Source organism: Mycobacterium toneyamaense (genome assembly GCF_055384815.1).
The window spans coordinates 4,504,046-4,527,154 of record NZ_AP040333.1; the positions used below are offsets into that span (position 1 = coordinate 4,504,046).

26 protein-coding genes and 1 riboswitch are annotated in these 23,109 nt (G+C 66.8%); of the genes, 14 read left to right on the plus strand and 12 right to left on the minus strand.

The window, feature by feature from the left end; translation table 11 throughout:
• Positions 1-153, plus strand: coding sequence for a hypothetical protein (locus tag ACZ5IQ_RS21715; RefSeq protein WP_464480252.1), 153 nt, complete (start codon positions 1-3; stop codon positions 151-153).
• A gap of 9 nt (positions 154-162) precedes the next feature.
• Complete coding sequence (locus ACZ5IQ_RS21720; protein ID WP_464480253.1) at positions 163-318, plus strand: hypothetical protein; 156 nt, start codon at positions 163-165, stop codon at positions 316-318.
• Between the two features lie 20 nt (positions 319-338).
• Here ACZ5IQ_RS21720 and ACZ5IQ_RS21725 read toward each other — a convergent pair whose 3' ends face one another.
• From ACZ5IQ_RS21725 to trpS, 4 genes are all read right to left on the minus strand, one after another.
• Positions 339-1,430 (minus strand): NmrA family NAD(P)-binding protein, encoded by a 1,092-nt coding sequence (locus ACZ5IQ_RS21725; RefSeq protein WP_406802522.1) that lies wholly within the window; start codon positions 1,428-1,430, stop codon positions 339-341.
• A 67-nt stretch (positions 1,431-1,497) separates the two neighbouring features.
• Positions 1,498-1,938 (minus strand): MarR family winged helix-turn-helix transcriptional regulator, encoded by a 441-nt coding sequence (locus tag ACZ5IQ_RS21730; RefSeq protein WP_212806702.1) that lies wholly within the window; start codon positions 1,936-1,938, stop codon positions 1,498-1,500.
• A 51-nt stretch (positions 1,939-1,989) separates the two neighbouring features.
• Positions 1,990-3,018: an inner membrane protein YhjD gene (gene yhjD / locus ACZ5IQ_RS21735; RefSeq protein ID WP_318987312.1), complete on the minus strand. Its 1,029-nt coding sequence runs from the start codon at positions 3,016-3,018 to the stop codon at positions 1,990-1,992.
• A gap of 75 nt (positions 3,019-3,093) precedes the next feature.
• Positions 3,094-4,122: a tryptophan--tRNA ligase gene (gene trpS, locus ACZ5IQ_RS21740; protein WP_212806704.1), complete on the minus strand. Its 1,029-nt coding sequence runs from the start codon at positions 4,120-4,122 to the stop codon at positions 3,094-3,096.
• Between the two features lie 155 nt (positions 4,123-4,277).
• On the opposite strand from trpS, the gene ACZ5IQ_RS21745 reads away from it, so the two are divergent.
• On the plus strand, positions 4,278-5,285 hold the full coding sequence (locus ACZ5IQ_RS21745) for an SIS domain-containing protein (RefSeq protein WP_318987334.1): 1,008 nt from the start codon (positions 4,278-4,280) through the stop codon (positions 5,283-5,285).
• 21 nt (positions 5,286-5,306) lie between these two features.
• Here the strand turns inward: ACZ5IQ_RS21745 and ACZ5IQ_RS21750 are convergent, their stop codons facing one another.
• Positions 5,307-5,729: a MarR family winged helix-turn-helix transcriptional regulator gene (locus ACZ5IQ_RS21750; RefSeq protein WP_464480254.1), complete on the minus strand. Its 423-nt coding sequence runs from the start codon at positions 5,727-5,729 to the stop codon at positions 5,307-5,309.
• A 51-nt stretch (positions 5,730-5,780) separates the two neighbouring features.
• Here ACZ5IQ_RS21750 and ACZ5IQ_RS21755 point away from each other — a divergent pair, with 51 nt between their 5' ends.
• Both ACZ5IQ_RS21755 and fdxA read left to right on the plus strand, forming a co-directional pair.
• Complete coding sequence (locus tag ACZ5IQ_RS21755; protein WP_464480255.1) at positions 5,781-6,413, plus strand: TIGR03086 family metal-binding protein; 633 nt, start codon at positions 5,781-5,783, stop codon at positions 6,411-6,413.
• Positions 6,414-6,494: 81 nt separating this feature from the next.
• Complete coding sequence (gene fdxA, locus ACZ5IQ_RS21760; protein ID WP_212806707.1) at positions 6,495-6,836, plus strand: ferredoxin; 342 nt, start codon at positions 6,495-6,497, stop codon at positions 6,834-6,836.
• A gap of 226 nt (positions 6,837-7,062) precedes the next feature.
• Here fdxA and ACZ5IQ_RS21765 read toward each other — a convergent pair whose 3' ends face one another.
• Both ACZ5IQ_RS21765 and ACZ5IQ_RS21770 read right to left on the minus strand, forming a co-directional pair.
• The gene (locus tag ACZ5IQ_RS21765; protein ID WP_212806708.1) at positions 7,063-7,866 is read right to left on the minus strand and encodes an exodeoxyribonuclease III; all 804 of its coding nucleotides are present in this window, start codon (positions 7,864-7,866) and stop codon (positions 7,063-7,065) included.
• Positions 7,867-7,962: 96 nt separating this feature from the next.
• Positions 7,963-10,200: an NADP-dependent isocitrate dehydrogenase gene (locus tag ACZ5IQ_RS21770; RefSeq protein WP_212806709.1), complete on the minus strand. Its 2,238-nt coding sequence runs from the start codon at positions 10,198-10,200 to the stop codon at positions 7,963-7,965.
• 260 nt (positions 10,201-10,460) lie between these two features.
• Positions 10,461-10,581, plus strand: a riboswitch (SAM riboswitch).
• 120 nt (positions 10,582-10,701) lie between these two features.
• On the opposite strand from ACZ5IQ_RS21770, the gene ACZ5IQ_RS21775 reads away from it, so the two are divergent.
• From ACZ5IQ_RS21775 to ACZ5IQ_RS21785, 3 genes are read left to right on the plus strand one after another with little or no spacing between them, the layout of a single operon-like run.
• Positions 10,702-12,039, plus strand: coding sequence for a bifunctional o-acetylhomoserine/o-acetylserine sulfhydrylase (locus ACZ5IQ_RS21775; protein WP_464480256.1), 1,338 nt, complete (start codon positions 10,702-10,704; stop codon positions 12,037-12,039).
• Complete coding sequence (metX, locus tag ACZ5IQ_RS21780; RefSeq protein ID WP_318986852.1) at positions 12,036-13,175, plus strand: homoserine O-acetyltransferase MetX; 1,140 nt, start codon at positions 12,036-12,038, stop codon at positions 13,173-13,175. Before ACZ5IQ_RS21775 ends, metX begins: the two co-directional genes overlap by 4 nt.
• Positions 13,172-13,888 (plus strand): class I SAM-dependent methyltransferase, encoded by a 717-nt coding sequence (locus ACZ5IQ_RS21785; RefSeq protein ID WP_464480257.1) that lies wholly within the window; start codon positions 13,172-13,174, stop codon positions 13,886-13,888. The genes metX and ACZ5IQ_RS21785 overlap by 4 nt, the downstream gene beginning before the upstream one ends.
• Here ACZ5IQ_RS21785 and ACZ5IQ_RS21790 read toward each other — a convergent pair.
• Positions 13,885-14,394, minus strand: a complete 510-nt coding sequence (locus ACZ5IQ_RS21790; protein ID WP_318986850.1) for a winged helix-turn-helix transcriptional regulator — start codon at positions 14,392-14,394, stop codon at positions 13,885-13,887. The two genes, ACZ5IQ_RS21785 and ACZ5IQ_RS21790, sit on opposite strands and share 4 nt — an antisense overlap.
• 82 nt (positions 14,395-14,476) lie before the next feature.
• On the opposite strand from ACZ5IQ_RS21790, the gene ACZ5IQ_RS21795 reads away from it, so the two are divergent.
• A complete protein-coding gene (locus ACZ5IQ_RS21795) occupies positions 14,477-14,896 on the plus strand; it encodes a nuclear transport factor 2 family protein (protein WP_464480258.1) in 420 nt (139 codons plus the stop codon).
• Between the two features lie 21 nt (positions 14,897-14,917).
• Here ACZ5IQ_RS21795 and ACZ5IQ_RS21800 read toward each other — a convergent pair whose 3' ends face one another.
• Both ACZ5IQ_RS21800 and ACZ5IQ_RS21805 read right to left on the minus strand, forming a co-directional pair.
• Positions 14,918-15,733 (minus strand): NAD-dependent epimerase/dehydratase family protein, encoded by an 816-nt coding sequence (locus tag ACZ5IQ_RS21800; protein ID WP_464480259.1) that lies wholly within the window; start codon positions 15,731-15,733, stop codon positions 14,918-14,920.
• 1 nt (position 15,734) lies between these two features.
• Positions 15,735-16,109, minus strand: a complete 375-nt coding sequence (locus tag ACZ5IQ_RS21805) for a MarR family winged helix-turn-helix transcriptional regulator (protein WP_464481499.1) — start codon at positions 16,107-16,109, stop codon at positions 15,735-15,737.
• 220 nt (positions 16,110-16,329) lie between these two features.
• On the opposite strand from ACZ5IQ_RS21805, the gene ACZ5IQ_RS21810 reads away from it, so the two are divergent.
• On the plus strand, positions 16,330-16,932 hold the full coding sequence (locus tag ACZ5IQ_RS21810; protein WP_464480260.1) for a TetR/AcrR family transcriptional regulator: 603 nt from the start codon (positions 16,330-16,332) through the stop codon (positions 16,930-16,932).
• A gap of 175 nt (positions 16,933-17,107) precedes the next feature.
• Entirely contained in the window at positions 17,108-17,677 is a 570-nt protein-coding gene (locus ACZ5IQ_RS21815; RefSeq protein WP_464480261.1) for a DUF308 domain-containing protein, read from the plus strand.
• A gap of 71 nt (positions 17,678-17,748) precedes the next feature.
• Here ACZ5IQ_RS21815 and ACZ5IQ_RS21820 read toward each other — a convergent pair whose 3' ends face one another.
• Both ACZ5IQ_RS21820 and ACZ5IQ_RS21825 read right to left on the minus strand, forming a co-directional pair.
• Complete coding sequence (locus ACZ5IQ_RS21820; RefSeq protein WP_464480262.1) at positions 17,749-19,278, minus strand: FAD-dependent monooxygenase; 1,530 nt, start codon at positions 19,276-19,278, stop codon at positions 17,749-17,751.
• Positions 19,279-19,280: 2 nt separating this feature from the next.
• A complete protein-coding gene (locus tag ACZ5IQ_RS21825) occupies positions 19,281-19,916 on the minus strand; it encodes a TetR/AcrR family transcriptional regulator (RefSeq protein ID WP_464480263.1) in 636 nt (211 codons plus the stop codon).
• A 121-nt stretch (positions 19,917-20,037) separates the two neighbouring features.
• Here ACZ5IQ_RS21825 and ACZ5IQ_RS21830 point away from each other — a divergent pair, with 121 nt between their 5' ends.
• The 3 genes from ACZ5IQ_RS21830 to ACZ5IQ_RS21840 all read left to right on the plus strand — a co-directional run bounded on the left by ACZ5IQ_RS21830 (position 20,038) and on the right by ACZ5IQ_RS21840 (position 23,087).
• Entirely contained in the window at positions 20,038-20,646 is a 609-nt protein-coding gene (locus tag ACZ5IQ_RS21830; RefSeq protein ID WP_318986846.1) for a TetR/AcrR family transcriptional regulator, read from the plus strand.
• Positions 20,647-20,775: 129 nt separating this feature from the next.
• Positions 20,776-22,299 carry a nitric oxide reductase activation protein NorD gene (locus tag ACZ5IQ_RS21835; RefSeq protein WP_464480264.1) on the plus strand — a complete coding sequence of 508 codons (1,524 nt, stop codon included), beginning with the start codon at positions 20,776-20,778 and terminating at the stop codon, positions 22,297-22,299.
• Entirely contained in the window at positions 22,296-23,087 is a 792-nt protein-coding gene (locus ACZ5IQ_RS21840; protein WP_464480265.1) for an AAA family ATPase, read from the plus strand. The genes ACZ5IQ_RS21835 and ACZ5IQ_RS21840 overlap by 4 nt, the downstream gene beginning before the upstream one ends.
• Positions 23,088-23,109 lie beyond the last annotated feature (22 nt).

Below are 23,109 nucleotides of genomic sequence, written 5' to 3' on the forward strand. Positions count from 1 at the left end.
ATGAAAGCAATACTCATCGGGTCGGGCATGGCGGCGCTGGCTGCCGTCGTGATGCTGCACGCGCCGACGGCATCGGCAGCGTCGGCCGAAGGGGCCGTCAACGACCTGCGGGAAGCCATCGATCACGCCAACGAGCAAGCAGCCGCACGATGAAAGCTGACCGTGACTGGATGGTCAACGCCGCCCGCGGGGTATCTGGTGCAACTCAATCAGACACCCACGGCACCGCTGACGGCCTGCACGGTCGGTGGCGTGCGCACGCTGGAGGGCGGCACCCCGTCGGCTCTCGTCGACATCGTGTGCCCCGACGGCTGCTGACGGCGGCGTGCCGACCGGGATCAGAGCTTTCCGGTGCGCAGGTCCTGGCTGCTCTTCAGCACAGCCGAGTCCAGAGTCCAGTTCTCCGGCTGGACGCGTTCCCAGAGGCTGCCTTTCCCGGTCGCCCTGCCGAGTTCGTCTTCGCGTCTGAACCACTGCTCAGCGGTGCGAATCCGGTTCGGGTGGATGTCGTCCAGCAGCGCGTAATCCCGCGTGATGATGCCGTCTTTCCACAGATTCCAGAAGCCGGTGAAGTTGTCGCGAAATGTCATGGTGCTCGGGTCATTCGGGTCGGCGTTGTATCCGGCAGGGCTGTCGGCGACGCCCCCGAGCGGCCCGCGCCAGTACGCGTCCATGTCGGTGTCGACGTATCGGGCGGGGTGCCCGGTGACCGCCTCGAATGCCCGGGCAAGTTCGTGATACGGGATGTGGTCGATGGCCACCTCGAGGTCCATGCCGTTGGAGCGGTCGGTGTTGTCGAAGAGCCAGCGGACGTAGTAACCGCAATCCTCGAGTGAGACATGGGGCACCGCACCGTCGCCGAGTGGTACCCGCCAGGTGACGACGCCGTCTTCCACGCTGGGTGCCATGGGCGTCAGGGGTGAGATCGTCATCTCGATGTACGGCCCCGATGTGAAGATGGCGGCGCCCATCCGAGCCGAATTCACCTGATTTTGCAGCAGGATCCATTCGGCGATGCGGCCCTTGCCGTCGTAGTGGCCGGCGCGGTACCTGGAGTCGTAGCCGGCCTTCTTGAGTGCGTAGTCGAGGTTCCCGTAGACGAAGAATCGGATGCCTTCTTCGATGGCGATCTCGTAGGCGCGGATGGCCCAGTACATCTCGGTCTTCTCACCGGCGTTGAATCCGTCGATGTTGATGAACGCACCGTCGCATCCGCGGAAGCCTTCTCGCAGCATGTTTTCGTCGGTGAAGGTGCCTTCGAGCGCCGAGACGTTTCCCAGCTCGAGCAACGATTTGGCCCGCGCACTCGTGGCGTCGCGAGTGAGGAAGCGGACGGAGTACTTTCCGTCCGCGACGAGGTCGCGGACGATCGGGTTGCCCTGGGCCCCGGTCGCGCCGATCATGAAGATCTTCGAGGTGGGATGTGACATGACAGCTCCTCTATTTGATGTATATACAACGTTGGGATCGCGGGAATGAGCCGAACCCCACCGATTGCTAGTCGCCGGGCGGCAGACCGATACTGGTCGCCAGGGTCCGGACCGCCTTGACGCCGCCGGCACCCATCAGCTCGGCGGCCTCCTGTTGCGCCTGCCGCCATGCCGGCAGCACGGTCTCGATCTTCTTGCGGCCCGATCCGGTCAGCGCGACCTCACGCACCCCTTTGGCGTTCGCAGAGACCGCCTCCACCCAGCCGTGCTTCATCAACAGACTCAGGTTGCGGCTGACGGTCGACCGCTCCAGCTGCAGCACCTCACCGATCCGGGCCGGCGAGCAGGGCCCCACCTTCCCCAGCGCCGCCATGAGATTGATCTGGGCGATGCTGACGCCGTGCTCCTCGAGGGCATGGTCGTACAGACTCGTCACCGCCCGGCCGAGCAGCCGGACGCGAACCGCCAGGCAATTACTGACGATCTCATCGACAGCGGCGTGGACCATGCCACCAGTGTTGCATATACACCATCGGTCGGCAACGAGCCGCCGGCGCAACTATCCCCTGCGGAGTCGCACCAGGCGCGAAAGACCCAGCCCACCAAGCAGGCCCACAGCCGCGCCGACCACCGCGCTGTTCGCGTCGACGCCCTCGCGCTCGCGGTAGCGGGTGACGATCGCAGCTGGTCCGGGCGGCGCCACCGGGGCCAGCGCCATCGTGTCCGCGGCGGTGGCCGCCCACGCGGTCGAGAACAGGATCAGCCGCGCGGTGATGTACGCGAACACCATCAGGCCCAGCACGGGACCGAACGTCGCGCCGGCCGGCCCGTGCATGACGGTCCGCAGATAGATCGACGCGACCTGCTTGAACAGCTCGAAGCCCACCGCGGCGATCAGGGCAGCCCGAGCCGAGCTGCGCAGGCTGACCTTCTCGCGGGGCAGCCGGGCGATGATCCAGGTGAACATCAGCCACGCCACGAGGAACGACACCGCCAACGACGCCACCCGCAGCAGCACGCCGAGGCCGGGCACGTGCCCGACGCCGAACCAGTGCAGGACCGTCGTCATCAATCCGGTGTCGCCCAGGGCGGTCAGGCCGATGGTGATGACGATGGCGATGAACGCCGAGATCAACGCCAGCAGGTCGGACAGCTTGGTGCCCAGCCAGCCATCGGGTTCGCTCTGCTGCTCCCACATCTCGGTGAGGGCCTTGCGCAGGTTCGCCATCCAGCCCAGGCCGGCCCACGCCGCGGTCGCCAGGCCGATGACGCCGACCGAGGTGCGCGATTTCACGGCCGAGTCCATCAGCCCGACCAGCTGGTTACCGAAGTCGCCCGCGACCGCGGAGCGGATGTGCACCTCGAGTTCGGCCAACAGGTCGGGGCGGGATGCCAGCACGAAGCCACCCACCGCGAAACCGACCATGAGCAGTGGGAACAGCGCGAACACCGTGAAGTACGTGATGCCGGCGGCGTAGAAGTCGCCGTTGCAGGACTCGTAGCGGTCCTGGGCCCGCATGATCCGATCCAGCCACGGATGCCGCTGACGCAGTCGGTCGAGTAGGCCCGGCTGGTCCGAGTCGGTCATTTTCGGCAAACCCCCTTGTCTGCCGAAAAGCCTAGTAGGCGACGCCGGCGGTGTCCCGGCGCGGCGCCGGCAATCTCAGCGCAGACGCGGCAGCAGGCCCAGCCGGTCGTTGACGCGCTGCAGCGTCTTGAACGCCACCTGCTCGGCGCGCTCGGCACCCGCGGCCAGCACCGATTCGAGCTCGGCCGGGTCGGCGAGCAGCTCGTCGACCCGGTTCTTGATCGGGGTGACGTACTCGACGACGGCCTCGGCCGTTTCCTTCTTGAGGTCGCCGTAACCGCGTCCTTCGTACCCGGCCACCAGGGCGTCGACGGCGGTTCCGGTGACCGCCGACTGGATGGTCAGCAGGTTGGAGATGCCGGGCTTGGCCTCGGTGTCGAACCGGATTTCGCGCTCGCTGTCGGTGACCGCTGAGCGAATCTTCTTGGCGCTCTTGGCCGGATCGTCGAGCAGATTGATCAGCCCGGCGTCGGTCGCGGCCGACTTGCTCATCTTGGCGGTCGGATCCTGCAGGTCGTAGATCTTGGCGGTGGCCTTGGGGATCATGGCCTCGGGCACCACGAAGGTGTCAGGGAAGCGCGCGTTGAACCGCTGCGCAAGGTCACGGGCCAGTTCCAGGTGCTGACGCTGGTCCTCACCGACGGGCACCAGGTCGGTGTCGTACAGCAGGATGTCGGCGGCCATCAGCACCGGATAGGTGAACAGGCCGACTGTCGTGGCGTCGGCGCCCTGCTTCTGCGACTTGTCCTTGAACTGCGTCATCCGCGACGCCTGACCGAAGCCGGTGAAGCAGCCCAGCAACCACGCCAGCTGGGTGTGCTCGGCGACGTGGCTCTGCACGAACACCGTGCTGCGGGCCGGGTCGATACCGAGCGCGAGGTACTGCGCGGCAGTCACCAGCGTGCGACGACGCAGCGTGTCCGGGTCCTGCGGGACGGTGATGGCGTGCAGGTCGACGACGCAGAAGAACGCGTCATAGCCGTCCTGCAGGTGGGCCCAGTTCTGCACCGCGCCCAGGGCATTGCCCAGGTGAAGCGAGTCGGAAGTGGGCTGTGCCCCGGAAAAGACGACGCGCTTGTCCGCGCCTGCACCGCTGTTGCTCATGATGTGTTCGATTTTCGCACTGCCGTCATCCGGTTTTGTCCGGGGCTGGCCATGCCGCGTGCCGTGCCGTCGAGCCGACTCAGCGACTACTACTGAATTGTGCCGCCAACAAGGAGAAGACGATGAGTGCCGATCAGACGATCCCCGGCCACCTGATGGCCTCCGAAATCGTCGAACAGCCGCAGGTCTGGCGCCGGCTGCTCGACGAAGGCCGCGAACCCATCCGCGCCGCGGCCGCCCAGATCGCCGCGACCTCGCCCCGATTCGTGCTGTTCGTGGCGCGGGGCACCAGCGACCATGCCGCGCTGTACGCCAAGTACCTCGTGGAGATCAACCACGGGCTGCCCGCGGGCCTGGTGTCACCGTCGACCATGACGGTTTACGGAGCTCGGCCCGACCTGCGCGATGTGCTCTACATCGCGGTGAGCCAGTCCGGCGGTTCTCCGGACCTGGTGCGTTCTGTAGAGGTCGCGCGCTCTCAGGGTGCGCTGACCGTCGCGGTCACCAACAACGCGGCATCTGACCTGGCTGAGGCAGCGGCGATCCACATCGACGTGCTTGCCGGTGCCGAGAAGTCGGTGGCAGCGACCAAGTCCTACACCGCGGAGCTGCTCGCGCTGCAACTGCTGCTGGGCGACGACCGCGACGAAGTTGACGCACTGCCCGATCTCGGCGAGCAAGTCCTGGCCTTCGACGCGCTGGTCCGCGAGGTGGCGCAGCGCTACCGGTTCGCGCAGCGACTCATCGCGACCGGCCGCGGCTACTCCTACCCCACCGCCCGCGAGGCCGCACTCAAGCTGATGGAGACGTCTTACCTTTCCGCACAGGCGTTTTCGGGGGCCGATCTGCTGCACGGCCCGCTCGCCACCGTCGACCCTCAGGTGCCGGTGCTCGCGGTCGTACCGGAAGGAGCCGGCGGGCAGGCGATGGCGCCGGTACTGGAACGGCTCGCCGAGCGTCACGCCGACGTCTTCGGTGTCGGAGACCCCGCGGCGCTGGCCGGACTGGCCGGCGGCATCGCACTACCGAGCGGCGTCAGCGACGAGCTGTCCCCACTCTTGGAAATCCTTCCGCTGCAACAGCTTGCGCTGCATCTGGCGCTCGCCCGCGGTGGTGACCCCGATCAGCCACGCGGCCTGCGGAAGGTCACGGAGACGCTGTGACACTGATCGCCGACGGCATGGTCACTCCGGCGTCGGCGTCAGGCGTTGCAGCACTTTGAGGAAGACACGCCGTTCCTCGGCACTCAGCTCACCGAGCCAGCGCTCCTCACCGCGCTGAATGTCGGCCTGCACCGCATCTTTGAGGCGGCGCCCGGCGGTCGTGATCGACAGGAGCCGAACCCGGCGGTCGTCAGGGTCGGGTGTGCGCTCGATGTAGCCGCGGTCCTGCAGGTCGTCGAGCGTGCGGATGATGCGGGTCTTGTCGGCGCCGATCGCCTGCGCCAGCACGGCCTGCGACCGCATCGGCGTCTCATCGAGCGCCACCAGCACGACGTATCCCCACATGCTCACGCCGTGCTTGTCGAGGATGGGCTGTTCGGCAGCCATCAGCTCACGCAGTAAGGGCGCGAGCATCGCAGCAAGGTCAGGGCGCTTGGCCGGCATCCGATCATCGTAGGCATTGCCATATCGTATGCGTCTACTTACGATAAGCTCATGCCTATCGTTTCCACTGGTCTCCTCAGCGCCCATCGCCGCGCCATCCGTGCCTCCGTCGACATCGTCAACACCGTCGGACGTGCCGACCTTCGGCGCCCGACACCCTGTGCTGCTTGGGATTTGGCCGAGCTACTCGCGCACATGACGGTCCAGCACCGCGGGTTCGCCGCCGCCGCGCGTGGGGGTGGCCAGGACCTCGCGCTATGGAATCCGGCTTCTTGTCGCGACACGCACGACCCGGTAGGCGACTACGCCGCAGCCGCCCATGATGTGGTGGATGCGTTCGGCGCCGCGGACCCCGACAGTCAGTTCGCCCTGCCGGAACTCGGCACGTCGGTACCGGCGGAGATGGGGATCGGCTTCCACCTGATCGACTACGTCGTGCATGGCTGGGACGTCGCCGCCAGTCTGGGCGTCCCCTTCGCGCTGCCCGACGACGTCGTGGCCACTGCGCTCCCCCTGGCCCTGGCCGTGCCCGACGGGGACTTCCGCAGCATGCCCGATGCGCCGTTCGGCCCGGCCCAAGCAGGTGACAGCGCAACGGATTTCGACCGGCTGCTGCGTCATCTCGGCCGTGACCCGCAGTGGGGCGATGCGTTCGGCCACGAGTCGCTCCATCCCATCCAGTAACAGATTGGGGACTTCCGGCCCTGTTATCAGTAACTTTCGGCCACTGAGGTCAAGCGCTCCGTCATCGATACCGTCCGTTGTATGACTTACGTAATCGGACGAGAATGCGTTGATGTCACGGATATGTCGTGCGTGCAGGAGTGCCCGGCCGACTGCATCTACCAAGGCGATCGGGCGCTCTACATCAACCCGCGGGAATGTGTGGATTGCGGTGCCTGCAAGCTGGCTTGCCGAGTCGATGCGATCTACTACGACGCCGATCTGCCCGAAGACCAGCTCGCGTACCTCGCCGACAATGCCGCATTCTTCGATGAGGTACTCCCCGGACGCGACGTGCCCCTGGGCTCGCCCGGCGGCGCCAGTGCGATCGGTCGTGTCGGAGTGGACACCCCGCTGGTGTCGGCTCTACCCCTTCGGAGCTGAGCCCGCCACACCATCGTCGATATCGCGGCCGCGACCCGCAGTGGTGCGCCTAGGCGGCGTGTCGCGGTTGCACCACGATCGGCGTGTCGCCGCTTCCTGGGACGTGTGCGATCTGAACCTGTCAGCATCGGCTGACACAGTCAGCACATGGTGACAATGTCAGCCGAAGCTGACGACTCCGGGCGCGGACTGTTGCAGGAGGCTGGTCACCGAACCGGCCGCCAGATCAGCTGTACTCGACCGTCACCGGCGCGTGGTCCGACCAGCGCAGCGCGTACGCCGCGGCCCGTTCCACCCGCGCCGCAACGGCTTTGGGCGCCAGCTTGGCATTGGCCAGGTGGTAGTCGATGCGCCACCCGGCGTCGTTGTCGAACGCCTTGCCGCGCCACGACCACCAGCTGTACGGCCCGGCGACGTCCGGGTGCAGCTCACGCACCACGTCCGTCCAGCCGGAGGCCATCAATTCGGCCAGCCACTGCCGCTCACTCGGCAGGAACCCGGACTTCTTGACGTTGGCCTTCCACGCCTTCAGGTCCAGCTCCGTCGCGCAGATGTTCCAGTCGCCGCAGATCACCACATCGCGGCGCTTGCGGGTCAGCTCGGCCATGCGACCGGCGAGCGCCACCATGAAGCGCTCCTTCTCCACCTGCTTGTCGGTCTCGGCCTCACCGGTGGGCACATACACACTGGCGACCGTGACACCGTCGGTGTCGACCTCCACATACCGCCCGTGCGCGACGAATTCGCAGTCCGGACTGAGCCCGACCCGCACCGCGGTGATCGGCGCCCGCGACAACACCGCCACCCCGTTGCGGCCCTTGGCCGACGGTTCGGCCGACGCCAGCTGCCACCCCGCGTCGAGAGCAGGCGCCAGAGCCTGCGTCAGCTGCGTGTCGTCGGCCCGGGTCTCCTGCAGGCAGATGACGTCGGACCTGGTGTCCTTCAGCCACGGCAGCAGCCCGAGGTTCTCCGCCGAGCGCTCTTTGACCGCGGCGCGGATGCCATTGACGTTGATGGTGGTGACGATCACGAAGCAGAACCTTAACGTCGGGGTACGACAGGCCGGAAACGACGAACGTGAGCTTGGGTGCCAAAAATCGACACCCAAGCTCACGTTCGAGCGGAATTACTCCTGGGCGGAAGCCAGCGCGGCGTTGAAGGTCGCGCTCGGCCGCATCACCGCCGAGGTCTTCTCCGGGTCCGGGTAGTAGTAGCCGCCGATGTCGGCCGGGCTGCCCTGTGCCGCAGCCAGTTCCGCGACGATCTTCTCCTCGTTCGCGGCCAGCGTCTTGGCCAGCGGAGCGAACTTGGCGGCCAGCTCGGCGTCCTCGGTCTGCTCGGCAAGGGCCTGCGCCCAGTACATGGCGAGGTAGAACTGGCTGCCGCGGTTGTCCAGCTCACCGGTGCGCCGCGACGGACTCTTGTTCTCGTCCAGCAGCTTTCCGGTGGCGGCATCCAGCGTCTTGGCCAGCAGCAGAGCCTTGGCGTCGTCGGTCTTGTTGCCCAGGTCCTCGAGGCTCGCACCCAGGGCCAGGAACTCACCCAGCGAATCCCAGCGCAGGTGGTTCTCCTCGACCAGCTGCTGCACGTGCTTGGGCGCCGAACCGCCGGCGCCGGTCTCGTACAGGCCGCCGCCGGCCATCAGCGGCACGATCGACAGCATCTTGGCGCTGGTGCCCAGCTCCAGGATCGGGAACAGGTCGGTGAGGTAGTCGCGCAGGATGTTGCCGGTCGCGGCAATGGTGTCCTGACCGCGCATGGCCCGCTCGATGGTGTGTCGCATGGCGCGCTCCTGCGACATCACCTGGATGTCGAGGCCCTCGGTGTCGTGATCCTTGAGGTAGGTCGCGACCTTCTTGCGCAGCTCGGCCTCGTGCGGACGCTCCTGGTCCAGCCAGAACACCACCGGCATACCGGAGAGCCGGGCCCGCGTGACGGCCAGCTTCACCCAGTCGCGGATCGGCGCGTCCTTCACGACGGGCATGCGCCAGATGTCGCCTTCTTCGACGTTCGTGGTGAACAGCACCTCACCGGTGTCGATGTCGACGATGTTGGCGGCGCCGTCCTCCGGAATTTCGAAGGTCTTGTCGTGGCTGCCGTACTCCTCGGCCTTCTGCGCCATGAGACCGACGTTCGGCACAGTGCCCATGGTCCGCGGGTCGAACTGGCCGTGCGTCTTACAGAAGTTGATGATCTCCTGGTACATCCGGGAGAACGTCGACTCGGGGTTGACGGCCTTGGTGTCCTTGAGCTTTCCGTCGGCGCCGTACATCTTGCCGCCGAGCCGGATCATGGCCGGCATCGAGGCGTCGACGATGACGTCCGACGGCGAGTGGAAGTTCGTGATACCACGGGCCGAGTCGACCATGGCCAGCTCGGGACGGTGCTCGTGGCACTTGTGCAGGTCGTCGACGATCTCGTCGTGCAGCGACTTGGGCAGCGTCGAAATCTTGTCGTACAGGTCCGAGAGACCGTTGTTGACGTTGACACCCAGCTCGTCGAAGAGCTTCTGGTGCTTGGCGAATGCATCCTTGTAGAAGATGCGTACGGCGTGACCGAACACGATCGGGTGGCTGACCTTCATCATGGTCGCCTTGACGTGCAGGGAGAACATCACGCCCGTCTTGTAGGCGTCCTCCATCTGCTCCTCGTAGAACTGGATGAGCGCCTTCTTGCTCATATACATCGAGTCGATGATGTCGCCGGCGTCGAGCTTGACCTCGGGCTTGAGCTCAATTGTCTTGCCGGACTTGGTCTTCAGGACCATCTTCACGCGGCGGTCCTTGTCGAGCGTCATGGACTGCTCGCCGTGGTAGAAGTCGCCGGTCTTCATGGTGGCGACGTGCGTGCGGGACGCCTGCGACCACTCGCCCATGCTGTGCGGGTGCTTGCGGGCGTACTCCTTGACCGCCTTCGGGGCACGACGGTCCGAGTTGCCTTCGCGCAGAACGGGGTTCACCGCGCTGCCGAGACACTTGCCGTAGCGATCCTTGATCGCCTTTTCTTCGTCGGTCTTCGGGTCACCCGGGTAGTCGGGCAGGTTGTAGCCCTTCTCCTTGAGCTCCTTGATCGCGGCGACGAGCTGCGGCACCGAGGCACTGATGTTGGGCAGCTTGATGATGTTGGTGTCGGGCTCCTGCGTCAGCCGGCCCAGCTCACCCAGGTTGTCGGGGACCTTCTGCTCATCGGTCAGGTAGTCGCTGAACTCGGCGAGGATGCGGGCCGCCACCGAGATGTCACTGGTCTGGACGTCGATACCGGCGGCGCCGGCGAAGGTGCGGACAACCGGCAGGAAGGCGTACGTCGCGAGCAGCGGCGCCTCGTCGGTCAACGTGTAGATGATGGATGGTTTCTCGCCACTCATGGTCACTCTCCCGGCGTCACGGACGGTACGTACGAAAATCTATGTCGAGTCCGGCGTCTGCACATGACTACCCCGTCGCACGACGGTTACGAAACTACCGTGACCGGCGGGGCAGGTTTCCGGTGGTCCGGTCTGTCATGCACAGATCTGGATCGATACCGACAGGCTGCGCGAACCAGACCGACACCGACACGCCGTCTCCCGCCCACCGGACGGCACCAGCTAGCAGTTGCCCAGGCTCTTGAGATACCCTCGAGTCCGGTCATGAGTGCCAGCGTCAAGCCCCGGCTTGCTGGCCGGCAACCCTCCATCCGCGGTGGGGTGCCCCGGGAGACGACCAGGTTGAGCAGTCGTACATCGGCTGCGAGGCAAGCGCGGGTCCGCCACCACGGACCCGGATGACTGGGTGAGTGGAGGCTTCCTATGCGTCGCTGTCTGTGATTCGTGCGAGTTCGCGCACCCATTCGTCGTACCCAAAAACTCACAGGAGACACCCCTAACATGACCACTGAGGCCATCGACCCCACCGCGCGCTGGAGCTTCGAGACGAAGCAGATCCACGCAGGTCAGAGCCCCGATAGCGCCACCAATGCCCGGGCGCTGCCGATCTACCAGACGACGTCGTACACGTTCCGCGACACCGACCACGCCGCCGCGCTGTTCGGGCTGGCCGAGCCGGGCAACATCTACACCCGCATCATGAACCCGACCACCGACGTGGTCGAGCAGCGCGTCGCCGCTCTCGAGGGCGGCGTGGCCGCGCTGTTCCTGTCGTCGGGTCAGGCTGCCGCCACCTTCGCCATCCTGAACATCGCCGGCACCGGCGACCACGTCGTGGCCTCGCCGCGGCTGTACGGCGGCACCTACAACCTGCTGCACTACACGCTGCCCAAGCTCGGCGTCGAGGTCAGCTTCGTGGCGGACCCCGACGATCTGGACTCGTGGCGCGCCGCCGTCCGGCCGAACACCAAGGCGTTCTTCGCCGAGACCATCTCCAACCCGAAGATCGACATCCTGGACATCCCCGGCGTCTCGGGCGTCGCGCATGACAACGGCGTGCCGCTGATCGTCGACAACACCGTCGCCACGCCGTACCTGATCCAGCCGCTGGCCCACGGCGCCGACATCGTCGTGCACTCGGCCACCAAGTACCTGGGCGGGCACGGCTCGGCCATCGCGGGCGTCATCGTCGACGGCGGCACGTTCGACTGGACCAACGGCAAGTTCCCCGGCTTCACCGAACCTGACCCGAGCTACCACGGTGTGGTGTTCGCCGACCTGGGCGCACCGGCCTACGCGCTCAAGGCGCGCGTGCAGCTGCTGCGCGATCTGGGCTCGGCGGCGGCGCCGTTCAACTCCTTCCTCATCGCGCAGGGATTGGAAACGCTGTCTCTGCGCGTTGAACGCCATGTGTCCAACGCGCAGAAGGTCGCCGAGTACCTCGAGGGCCGCCCGGACGTGCTCTCGGTGAACTACGCCGGCCTGCCGTCGTCGCCGTGGTACGAGCTGGGCCGCAAGCTGGCCCCCAAGGGCACCGGTGCGGTGCTGTCGTTCGAACTGACCGGTGGCGTCGAGGCGGGCAAGGCGTTCGTCAACGCGCTGACGCTGCACAGCCACGTCGCCAACATCGGTGACGTGCGGTCGCTGGTGATCCACCCCGCGTCGACCACGCATCAGCAGCTGACCGCCGAGGAGCAGCTGGCCTCCGGCGTCACCCCGGGTCTGGTGCGCCTGGCCGTCGGCATCGAGGGCATCGAAGACATCCTCGCCGACCTGGAGCAGGGCTTCGCTGCCGCCGGATCGGTGGGGGGTGCCGACCGAGAGGCGGCCTTGGTGTGACGATTATCGACGTGCCCGTGTCTGACATATCCGCAGCGCCACGGCTGCCTGCCGAAGGCGAGACCGGTGTGGTGAACATCGGCTCGCTGACGCTGGAGAGCGGCATCGTGCTGCCCGACGTGTCCATCGCGGTGCAGCGCTGGGGCGAGCTGTCCCCCACCGCCGACAACGTCGTGATGGTGCTGCACGCGCTGACCGGTGACTCCCACGTCACCGGCCCGGCCGGGCCCGACCATCCGACCGGCGGCTGGTGGGACGGCGTCGCCGGCCCGGCGGCGCCGATCGACACCGACCGCTGGTGCGCCATCGCCACCAACGTGCTCGGCGGCTGCCGCGGGTCGACCGGCCCGAGCTCGCTGGCTCCCGACGGAAAGCCTTGGGGCTCACGGTTTCCCGCCATCACCGTGCGCGACCAGGTGAACGCCGACCTGGCGGCCCTGGCCGCCCTCGGCATCACCCAGGTGGCCGCGGTCGTCGGCGGCTCCATGGGCGGCGCGCGGGCGCTGGAATGGCTTGTGGGACATCCCGACACGGTGCGGGCCGGGCTGGTGCTGGCGGTCGGCGCGCGCGCCACCGCCGACCAGATCGGCACGCAGTGCGCACAGGTCGCGGCCATCAAGGCCGACCCGAACTGGAACGGCGGCGACTACTACCTGACGGGACGTACCCCGGACGACGGCATCCAGATCGCCCGCCGGTTCGCGCACCTGACCTACCGCGGCGAGAAGGAACTCGACGACCGGTTCCGCAACACCGCGCAGAACCATGAAAAGAGTTCTGGCGACGGCCTGTACGCGGTCGAGAGCTACCTGGAGTACCAGGGCCGCAAGCTGGCAGCGCGGTTCGACGCGGGCACCTATGTGGCGCTGACGGACGCGCTGAGCAGTCACGACGTCGGGCGCGGACGAGGCGGGGTCGCGGCGGCGTTGTCCAGCTGTCCGGTGCCGGTGATCGTCGGGGGCATCACCTCCGACCGGCTGTATCCCATTCGGCTGCAGGAAGAGCTGGCCGCGTTGCTGCCGGGCTGTCCGGGTCTCGAGGTCATCGAATCCGACTACGGCCACGACGGATTCCTGGTCGAGACCGACAAGGTGGGCCTGCTGATCCGCCAGACACTGGATTTGGCCTCGCGGTGACCGGCGAACGCTCGCTGTCCTTCGGAGAGCAGGCCGCTGCCTACGAGCGGGGGCGCCCGTCGTATCCGCCGGAGTCCATCAACTGGCTGCTGCCCGCCGGCGCCGTCGACGTCCTCGACCTCGGCGCCGGTACCGGCAAGCTGACCGTCCGGCTGGCCGAGCGCGGCCTGTCGGTCACGGCCGTCGACCCCATCCCCGAGATGCTCGAGGTGCTCAGCGGGTCACTGCCGTCGGTGCCGGCCCTGCTGGGCACGGCCGAGGAAATCCCGTTGCCCGACAACAGTGTCGACGCGGTCCTGGTGGCCCAGGCCTGGCACTGGTTCGACCCGGAGCGGGCCGCCGCCGAAGTGGCCCGGGTGCTGCGGCCGGGCGGCCGGCTGGGGCTGCTCTGGAACATCCGCGACGAGCGGCTGGGCTGGGTCAAGGAACTGAACCGCATCATCGGCTGCGAACACGATCCGTCGGCCGACTCACTGTGCGGCGGCTTCACCGACATCGAGACGCACCGCTTCGAGTGGACGAGTTACCTTACGCCGCAAGCGCTTCTGGACCTCGTGGCGTCACGGAGCTACTGCATCACCTCACCCGCCGACGTGCGCCGCAAGGTGCTGGGCGAGGTACGCGAGCTGCTGAACACGCACCCGGCGCTGGCCAGCAGCACCGGGTTGGCGCTGCCGTACGTCACGCACTGCGTGCGGGCGACGCTGGCCTAGGCACTCGGCTCGCCGGGAGCCAGAAATGTTCCGATGACTGCCGTGCCCGGGCCGACGCGCGCCCCAGGCCCGGGCACCGCGGTTGTCGTCAGCGCCCCGAGTTCCCCGCCGCATTCGGCGCAGACGGTCTTCGCCGTTGTGACACAGCCACATTCGCCATGCACGAGTAGCGCCGGGGGGCCGTCTTCCCCGGCAGTCCATTTGTCACCCCACGCGAGCAGGGTCACGATCACCGGGTAGAGCTCGCGCCCCTTGTCGGTGAGGACGTACTCGAAACGCGGAGGCGCGCTCTGATATTGGCGCCGGGCGACGATCGCGTGGCGCTCCAGGTCGTCCAGACGCGCAGCCAGGACGTTCGACGCGATGCCGAGATCACGGCGGATGTCCTCGAACCGGGCCATCCCCGCGAACAGGTCCCGCAGTACCAAGGCCGTCCACCGTTGGCCCACCACGTCGAGCGTCCGCGCTATCGAGCAGGAGATGTCACCGAAGGACTGTTTGGACACCGCATCAGCCTAGTCCATTGCTTTCTGCAATGGACTCTGATTAGGTGGGTTGCAAATAACAAGTGACGCTCAGGGGGTTCTGATGACGACCAGCACCGACTCCGTCGCGACGTTCTGCGCGGCCACCCGCAGCGGCGACGTCGACGGGTTCATCGCCGCCCTCGCGCCCGACGCGGAGCTGGTCTCCCCGCTGTCCGGGCGCATGGTGTTCCGGGGCCGCGACGACCTCCGGGTCCTGCTGACCGCGGTCTACGCCAGGATGCGAAACCTCGAGTGGGACAACGTCATCGGCGACGGACGCACGTGCGTCGCGGTGAGCCGCGGGCGCATCGCAGGGCTCACCATCACCGATGCCCTGGTGTTCGAACTCGACGATGCGGGGTTGATCCAGCGGCTGCGCCCGCACCTGCGGCCGTGGCTCGCGGTGGCGATCTTCGCCCTGCTGCTCGGCCCACGGCTCGCCGCCCACCCGGGCGTCGCGCGCCGCGCGCTCAGGCGCTGACCGGCATTTGCGGCCAGATGTTCACAGCACGCCCTGCTCGACAGCTTGATGGATCGTGCGTATGACGGGCCTGAAGCCGAGTTTGCGAGCCAGGGAGCCGTCCATCTGTAGGTGCCATGGGTTCTCCAGCGCCTGCGCCGACGGCTCCATGAGACCCCCGGTCAGCTCGACGAGTTCGTAAAGCGTCGCCGGCGCCTCGTCACCGATGTTCACGATGCGGCCGTCCAGCGCGCCCGTCAGCGCAAGTCGGATTGCCGTTCCGATATCGCGATGATGGATCAGGCTCATTCGCGAGGCCGGGTGCAATCCCGCCTCCGCCGCGAGCGCCCCCAGCGCTTCGAGGTGTCCGTCCCCGTCGCCGTAGATGAATCCGTACCGCTGGATCGACCACGTCAAACCGCTACGGCGCAACTCGTTCTCGGCTGCGACCTTGCTTGCGGGGTACGCCAACGTGGGGTCTGTCGCATCGCTTTCACGACCGGGCCGCCCGCCATTCTTTCCGTAGACGTGAGCGGTGCTGGCCATGATGAAACGGGCCTGAGGCACGTGCCGGCGGACGGCGGAGATGAGGCGACGGGTCCCCTCGAGGTTCGTCTTCCATATGACGTCGGCATCGGTGGTACGAAAGGCCGCGGCCAGGTGGACGATCGCCCCGGCACCCTGCACCGCCGTCGCCAGCGAGTCACCGTCGAATAGATCTGCCACCACCTCGGTGGCCCCATCGGGCGCCGACCCAGGCCGGCGCACCACGGCGCGGCAGTCGAAACCATCGGCAATCAGACGCGGCACGAGTCGAGCACCGACCAGGCCGGTCGCACCGGTAACGAGAATCTTCATCTCACCGAGCCTTTCGGATTGACGCTTCGAGCCGCTCGGTTGCAGTGCGGAGCACACGCACGACGACATCGACGTCTTCGGCGCTGATTCCGTCGAACGCCACCGAATTGAGGTGCGCCAAGTCAGGTAGCTCGCTCCACAACGCCTCTCCCGATGCGGTGACACGCAACACCTTCTGACGCTGGTCGACCGTGTCGGGTTCCTGCACGACAAGACGCTTGCGCACCAACACACCGACGACGGTGCTCAGTGTCGCGCGTTCGACCCGAAGGATGCGTTGTAAGTCGCGCTGCCTGGTCGGACCCTCATTTATCAGTTGGTGCAGTACGTACCACTGCGTCGCTCCGAGGTGGTGAGGTCGCAGAGCGTCCTCCATCGCCTCCCGCGCCGCCAAGTAGCACCGTTTGGTCCAAGCGCCGATTGTGTCGTGAGGAGCCACGTCCACTTTGTTAGGCACCAGACAATAATGTCTGGTGCCTAACAATTCGTCAACAAGGACCGCGATCCGGTCGGCGGCCGCAGGCTGATCACACGAGCCCAAACGGAGTCCACACCTTCACCTTGCCAGCCTACCTACTAGTAGGTAGGCTGATCCTGTGTCCCCAACTCCGTCGACAGCAGACGAAATCCTCACTCACGCAGAGAGACTCATAATTGCCGGCGGCTACAACGGCTTCAGCTACGCAGACATCGCGAACGAAATCGGCATACGCAAGCCGAGCATTCACCACCACTTCCCCACCAAGGCCGATCTGGTCCGGACGCTGGTGAGCCGTTACCGGCAGGAGGCCCTCGCCGGAATCGCGGAGATAGAACGCCACGTCGGCGATCCGGCCGGCATGCTCCGAAGCTACGCCGATTTCTGGCGAACCTGCATCGCCGACGCGACCCATCCATTTTGCGTCTGCGCCCTCCTGGCCGCCGAACTACCTTCGCTCCCAGAACAAGTCGCCGACGAGGTGACCGCCCACTTTCGCGCGCTGTCGGCGTGGCTGGCCTCGGTTCTCGAACGGGGCGCCGAACAGAATCTGATTCGAATCGAGACAAACCCCCGCGTCGATGCCGAAATGTTCATGGCCACCGTGCACGGCGCGATGCTGTCCGCCCGCGCCTACGGCGACGCCGCAACGTTCGCCACCGTCGTAACCCCTCTGGTCAACCGGCTCGACGCCACGGGCAGCGCACCGACGGCGACTTAGTGACCACCACCGAGACAGCGCCGGCGACGAACAAGTTTGCGACGCGTCATCCATCGCCGGTCAGCAACGCGGCGCACCGCCGAAACCGATTCGTCGCGGCCATTCAGCCCACTGAGAGGAAACCACCGTGTCAATCCATCAAGCAAGCCCGTCGGAAACCGAATGTGAGCAGTGGTTGAAGGTCTACTACTTCGTTCGCGCAGCCTTCTCCTTCGCCTGGGTAGCCGTCGCGCTGACGCTCGCGCAGCACAGCCGGCCGCTGGCCGTGGGGTGGCTCATCCTCTATCCACTATGGGACGCCTCGGCCAATTTCTGGGATGCCGCGCGAAGCGGCGGACTGGCGCAAAACCAGTCGATCAACGTTGTGGTCAGTCTGATCGTCACCGTCGTGGCCGCCTACGCCCTGTTCGCGGATACGACATGGGTACTCGCAGTCTTCGGTGCGTGGGCCACCCTAGCCGGTTTGTTGCAACTCATCACCGCCATTCGACGTTGGAAAGTCGGCGCGCAGTGGGCAATGGCCCTCAGCGGCGGCCAATCGGCGCTCGTCGGCGGGCTGTTCATCACCCAGGCCCACACGCCGACCATCGGATCGGCCAAGACCCTTGCCGGATATGCCGCGATGGGCGCGATCTACTTTCTGATCTCAGCGGTCTGGCTGACAGTGAAGACCAACCGCGCCAAGGCAACACGCGGCCCGCACGACGGTGACGCGGGCACGGATAAGCTCGTAGTCGGACGATAGCGAACCGTCGTGGACCCGCGTCCGGTCCTCAGAATCTTGTCATTGCTGCCATCTCAGCTGACATGCGACACTCATTCACCGACATCCTCAGCCGGACCGAACCAGCGCTGCAGGGCCGCACGCAGGTCGTCGGCATCGGCCGCGCCGAAAGTGTCTGCGGCCCAGGCGACATAGCCGTCGGGACGGATCAGCATGGCGGCGGGCCCGTCGGCCATGGCGGCGACCACCGTGTCGACGCGGCGGTCCCACGGTGCGGCGACTGGGGCCGCCGCACCTCCGGACAGGTCGAGCACCACGCCCCGGCCGCTGTGCAGAAGCTCGGTGAGCCGGCGACCGTCGTCCAGCCTCTCGTCCGGCACCATGAACCCCGTCAGGCTGTGGGGGGTGCCGCCCATCTCGTAGCGAACGTCCGCCCCCGCCAGCAGTCCGGCCATGTGCGCGGTGACATCGGGCAGCTGGAAGAGCTCACCGAGAAGCGTGCGCAAGGCGCGCACCTCGGGTCCCGGTGCAGTGAGGGCGATCTGGGCCAGTGAGTGCATCATGACGCGCTCGCCCACCGGATAGCGCTCGGACTCATACGTGTCGATCAATTCCTCAGGCGCCCAGCCATTGATGACAGCAGCCAGCTTCCAGCCCAGGTTCAGGGTGTCCTGCAGACCGAGGTTCAGCCCGGGACCACCCATTGCCGAATGCACATGTGCGGCATCACCGATCAGCAGAATGCGACCGGACCGGTAGGCGTCGGCCTGCCGGGTGTTCTGGCCGTCGACGCGGCGCCTCGCGAACGGACCAGGCCCGTCCGGCAGCTCGAACGGCACGTCGACCCCGAGCACTCGACGCAGACTCTGCCGCAGTTCGTCGTAGGTCAACTCCCCCGGCGCGTCGTCCGGCGACGAACCGAACTCCAGGGTGCCCAACATCGGCGGGTCTCCGTGCGCCTCGAAGAAAATCACCATGCCGGTGTCATAGCGGTTGTGTCCGAAAGGAATCCGTCCGAATCCCGGTACGTCGAGCTCGCCGTCGGGGCCGCGGAACTCGTCGGCGATGCGCACGTGCGCCAGCCGGGCCACCGTCGGCGACGTGTGTCCAGGAAAGCCGATACCCGACTGCTTGCGGACGGTGCTGCGGCCGCCGTCGGCACCCACCAGCCAATCGGCTTGCAGCACATAGGCACCGTCGGGCGCGGCCACCTCGACGGTGACGCCGTCAGGCCCGGCCGACAGGGCGGTCACGGCGTGTCCCCACCGCACCTCGACCCCGAGAGTCTGGGCCCGCTCGTACAGCAGCTGGACCAATCGGGGCTGCTTCATCAGCAGCGCCCGCATCGGATTGCTCTCGATGCCAACAAAATTCAGCGGCAGGCCGGAGAACATCCAGCCGTAAGCGGGCTGCGGCACGTGGGGATCGCCCGTGAATGCCTGATAGAGGCCACGCATGTCTAGCTGCCGGATCACTTGTCCGACAAGGCCGTTGGCCTTGGGCTCGTCGCCGGGCCCGGGCAGCGCGTCGAGCACGACGGGTTTGACGCCGGCGAGGGCGAGTTCGCAGGCCATCATCAGGCCGTTGGGTCCGGCGCCGGAGATCACGACGTCAGCGGGCATGCTCACTCCTTCGTTCTGTTCGGTTCAGGCAGCCCGGCGATCACGGCATCGAAACCCGCGCGCATCAGCTGCGTGATGGACACCGGCGGATCGGCGTTGGCGTACGCCTCCATCGCGGTATCTCCGACCGCGCGGACCACGGCCACCACCAGGCGCGGGTACATGTCGTCAGGGCCGAGGCCCGTTCGCTCGGCGATGGCCGCCACCCAGTCCTGATAGAGGATCTGCGGCACCGCATTGCGAACCTCGGTGCGCATCAGCAGTTTTCGGACTTCGACGAGTTCGCGGCGGTCCGGGATGAGGTCGGCACCGGTGATGTCGACCATCTCTTCTTCCAGCGTGCCCGTCACGGCCACGATGATCGACGTCCACAGCGGTTCGTCGGCCGGCCGCGACCGGAACGTCGCGACACTGCGCTGCATCCGCTCGGCAATGCGATAAGCCAGGGCCTCGTACTTGCCGCTGAAGTAGTTGTTGAACGTCCGTAGGGACACTCCCGCCAGCGCCGCGATCTCCTCGCGAGTGACGGCATCCAGCCCGCCGCGGTCGAACGCCAGCTGCAGCGCCGCGTCGCTGAGCGCCCGACGGGTGTCGAGCTTCTTCTGTTCGCGCAGACCGGTTGCGCCGGATTCGGGCATGCCGCCACGGTACCGATGATTTTGCACACCGGGCAAGTTTGCCTAACGGGCAATTTCCTGTGAATACGACTGACTCAAGTCATTGACTCTGGTCAGTGACTCGAGTACAACTTGAGCCACCATGACCCGCGCCACCGCCAAACCATCGCTGCGAGAAGCCAAACGGCTGGAAACCCGCCAGCGGGTTCTCGATGCCGCGATCACCGAGTTCAAGCGCGCGGGAATGGCCGATGCCGACGTCGGCGCCATCATCAGATCGGCCGGCGTCGCACACGGCACGTTCTACTTCCACTTCCCCACGAAAGAGCACGTGCTGTTCGAGCTCGAACGCCAAGCCGAGGAATCCGCCGGACGCGAGCTCGCCACATTCCTGCAGACCCCCCACACCCTCGAAGAGGCGCTGAACGAGGTGGTCCGGGTGATCGTGGCCGTGGAACAGCGGCTCGGCCGACTGCTCTTCAAAGATGTTCTGGCCCTGCACTTTTCCTCCAACCGCCCACTCGACGACGAATGGACCGACCACCGCGTGATCGTGCTGGTGGTCCAGGAGATCGAGCGGGCGCGCCAGGCCGGTGAGGCCGACGCGGATGTCGACGCGTTCCACAGCGCCGTCTACTTCCTGCTCAGCCTCTACGCCCTGCTGACCACGAGTCGCGGCGCGGATCAGATCCGCACCGCGCTGCTGGACAACTTCGTCCACACCGCGCTGCGAGGTATCGCGGCCCGATAACCGGAGGAGACACCATGTGGCAGGAGATCGCCCGCCTCGCCATCGCATGGGGCGCCATGGCCGCCCTCATCGCGTTCTGGTACTGGATGTTCTCGAACATCGGAACCTTCTGATCCGGCCGGTCTGCAAGTGTCGCAATCGATTACGGCCGCAGAGCTCGAACGGGCCTGTGCGCTGACCGCGGTGGCACTGTCCGAACGACGGCGGGCCGGGGTGCATCTGATCTCCGGCGAGCAGCGCCGCTTCGGCCTCAGCGCCGGCCGGTCCGTCATCCACGTTCCGTATCCCGCGCCCGTCCCCGACTGGTCGTTGCGGACCTACACGTGTGGTGTCGCCCTGCAGTGCGCGCCGTCGAAAGACCGCATCGCGCAGTACCCGCTGCACCGGTTGGCGGAGCGCGAACTGGGTGCGCTCCGCCAGGTCGAGGGGGCAACGGCGCTGGGCTGGGTGGCGCGGCGCTGGCCCGGGTTGCTGTCCGAGGCGCGTCGGGCGCTGCCCGGACTGGAACCGGCTGACCCGGATCTCTCCGCGGACGAAATTCTCTGCCGCACAGATACCTTGGCACGCTCCCGCGAGCGTCTGCCGGATTACCCGCTGCTCGGTGCACCGCCGCTGAGCGCGCCGACCAACCGGACGCTGGCGAGCGCGATCCGGCGCACGCTCGGGCGCATGCCGTGGTCGTCGTCGCGCTCGGACACGCAACGGCTGATGTCGATCCCCGTCGGCGGCGAGGGCGGGGTGCGCAACGCCAACCTGCCACCGGCCAGCCGGCCCGAAGACGACGACCTCGACGTCCGGCCCGACCGTCGCGCGGGAATCCCCTACCCCGAATGGAATTCGTGGCGTGGCCAGTTCCTACCCGATCACGTCGCGGTCCTGGAACGGCGGCAGACCCGGCACGACCGCCGCGGTGGCGCACCGCCGGACATCCGGCGCTGGTTCGACGAGCCGACGCATCGCACGATGGTCAACCGACTGGAGGACGGCAGCGACCTCGATGTCGACGCCTATGTGGCGGCCTACGCGGACGAGCGATCCGGGTCGCAGCAGGAGCCGAAGGTGTTCCGCACCTTGCTGCCGAGTGCGCGCGACACCGTCACCGCCGTACTCCTGGACGGCAGCTCGTCGCTGGGCATTCATCAGGGCCGGGTGTTCGACCTCGAATTGGCCTGTGCCGATGCACTTTCCCGAGCCATGACGGTGGCTCGCGAGCGCCACGGCATCTTCGTCTTCAGCGGCAACACCCGCCATCGCGTCGAGGTTCGATGCCTGAAAGACTTCAGCGACAACCACTTTGCACTGCCCAGCAAGTCCGGCCTGGTGACGGGCGGCTACACCCGACTCGGCGCACCCATCCGGCACCTGACCAGCCGCCTGCTGACCCAGCCCGCGCAGCGCCGGGTTCTCATCGTGATCGGCGACGGGCTGATCTCCGACGAAGGCTACGAAGGCCGGTACGCGTGGGCCGACGTCGCGCACGCCGTCGGTGAAGCCGACGAGGCGGGCGTCGGCGTCTACTACCTGGGGCTGGGACCGGTCCGGGTGGATCCACTGCCCGAGGTCTTCGGCTCCCGGCGATCCCGCCGAATCCGCCGTATCGAGGAACTTCCCCGCGTCCTGGCGCACGTGCACCGAGAGTTGGTTTCCGCATGACTGATTCGCCATACCTGCCGGCCGGCGACGAGATGACCACTTTCAGTCAGGCGTATCAGCGTCGGCTGCCGGTCATGCTCACCGGGCCCACGGGCTGCGGCAAGACGCGCTTCGTCGAGCACATGGGAAACCTGTTGGGGCGCCCCGTGGTCACCATCAGCTGTCATGACGACCTCACCAGTTCGGACCTGGTCGGCCGGTTCGTCGTCGCCGGCGGTGACGTGCTCTGGACCGACGGCCCACTGACCCGCGCCGTCAAGGACGGCGCCATCTGCTACCTCGACGAGGTGGTGGAGGCGCGCCACGACTCCCTGGCGATCCTGCACTCACTGACCGATCACCGTCGCACCCTCTATCTGGACCGGGCCGGCGAAGTGGTGCCCGCACCCGATTCCTTCCTGCTGGTCTGCTCGTACAACCCGGCGTACCGGCATTCGCTCAAGGACCTCAAGCCGTCGTTCCGCCAGCGCTTCGTCACCATCGCGATGACCTATCTGCCACCCGACCGCGAGGCCGAAGTCCTCCTCGGCGAAACGGGCATCGACATCGGCGCCGCCATGCGGCTGGTGCAGTGCGCCAACAGCATTCGCCAGGCCGACGACACCTTCCATTTCGAGCCGCCGTCGACGCGCGTGCTGGTCTCGGCGGCGCACCTGGTCGCCGCAGGCGCCGACGAGATGTCGGCTGCCGAAGCCGCGATGCTGGCCCCGCTGAGCAGCGACGGCGCCATCAGCGAGGGGCTGCGCGAGATCGCCGCCGCATGCCTGCAACCGGCGGGAATCCGGTGAGGACGAACACCTCTGTCAGAAA

Coding starts and splice junctions, on each gene's coding strand:
- ACZ5IQ_RS21715 (WP_464480252.1), top strand. CDS start 1: ATGAAAGCAATACTCATCGGGTCGGGCATGGCGGCGCTGGCTGCCGTC.
- ACZ5IQ_RS21725 (WP_406802522.1), bottom strand. CDS start 1,430: ATGTCACATCCCACCTCGAAGATCTTCATGATCGGCGCGACCGGGGCC.
- ACZ5IQ_RS21730 (WP_212806702.1), bottom strand. CDS start 1,938: ATGGTCCACGCCGCTGTCGATGAGATCGTCAGTAATTGCCTGGCGGTT.
- yhjD (WP_318987312.1), bottom strand. CDS start 3,018: ATGACCGACTCGGACCAGCCGGGCCTACTCGACCGACTGCGTCAGCGG.
- trpS (WP_212806704.1), bottom strand. CDS start 4,122: ATGAGCAACAGCGGTGCAGGCGCGGACAAGCGCGTCGTCTTTTCCGGG.
- ACZ5IQ_RS21745 (WP_318987334.1), top strand. CDS start 4,278: ATGGCCTCCGAAATCGTCGAACAGCCGCAGGTCTGGCGCCGGCTGCTC.
- ACZ5IQ_RS21750 (WP_464480254.1), bottom strand. CDS start 5,729: ATGCCGGCCAAGCGCCCTGACCTTGCTGCGATGCTCGCGCCCTTACTG.
- ACZ5IQ_RS21755 (WP_464480255.1), top strand. CDS start 5,781: ATGCCTATCGTTTCCACTGGTCTCCTCAGCGCCCATCGCCGCGCCATC.
- fdxA (WP_212806707.1), top strand. CDS start 6,495: ATGACTTACGTAATCGGACGAGAATGCGTTGATGTCACGGATATGTCG.
- ACZ5IQ_RS21770 (WP_212806709.1), bottom strand. CDS start 10,200: ATGAGTGGCGAGAAACCATCCATCATCTACACGTTGACCGACGAGGCG.
- ACZ5IQ_RS21775 (WP_464480256.1), top strand. CDS start 10,702: ATGACCACTGAGGCCATCGACCCCACCGCGCGCTGGAGCTTCGAGACG.
- ACZ5IQ_RS21795 (WP_464480258.1), top strand. CDS start 14,477: ATGACGACCAGCACCGACTCCGTCGCGACGTTCTGCGCGGCCACCCGC.
- ACZ5IQ_RS21800 (WP_464480259.1), bottom strand. CDS start 15,733: ATGAAGATTCTCGTTACCGGTGCGACCGGCCTGGTCGGTGCTCGACTC.
- ACZ5IQ_RS21805 (WP_464481499.1), bottom strand. CDS start 16,109: ATGGAGGACGCTCTGCGACCTCACCACCTCGGAGCGACGCAGTGGTAC.
- ACZ5IQ_RS21820 (WP_464480262.1), bottom strand. CDS start 19,278: ATGCCCGCTGACGTCGTGATCTCCGGCGCCGGACCCAACGGCCTGATG.
- ACZ5IQ_RS21825 (WP_464480263.1), bottom strand. CDS start 19,916: ATGCCCGAATCCGGCGCAACCGGTCTGCGCGAACAGAAGAAGCTCGAC.
- ACZ5IQ_RS21830 (WP_318986846.1), top strand. CDS start 20,038: ATGACCCGCGCCACCGCCAAACCATCGCTGCGAGAAGCCAAACGGCTG.
- ACZ5IQ_RS21840 (WP_464480265.1), top strand. CDS start 22,296: ATGACTGATTCGCCATACCTGCCGGCCGGCGACGAGATGACCACTTTC.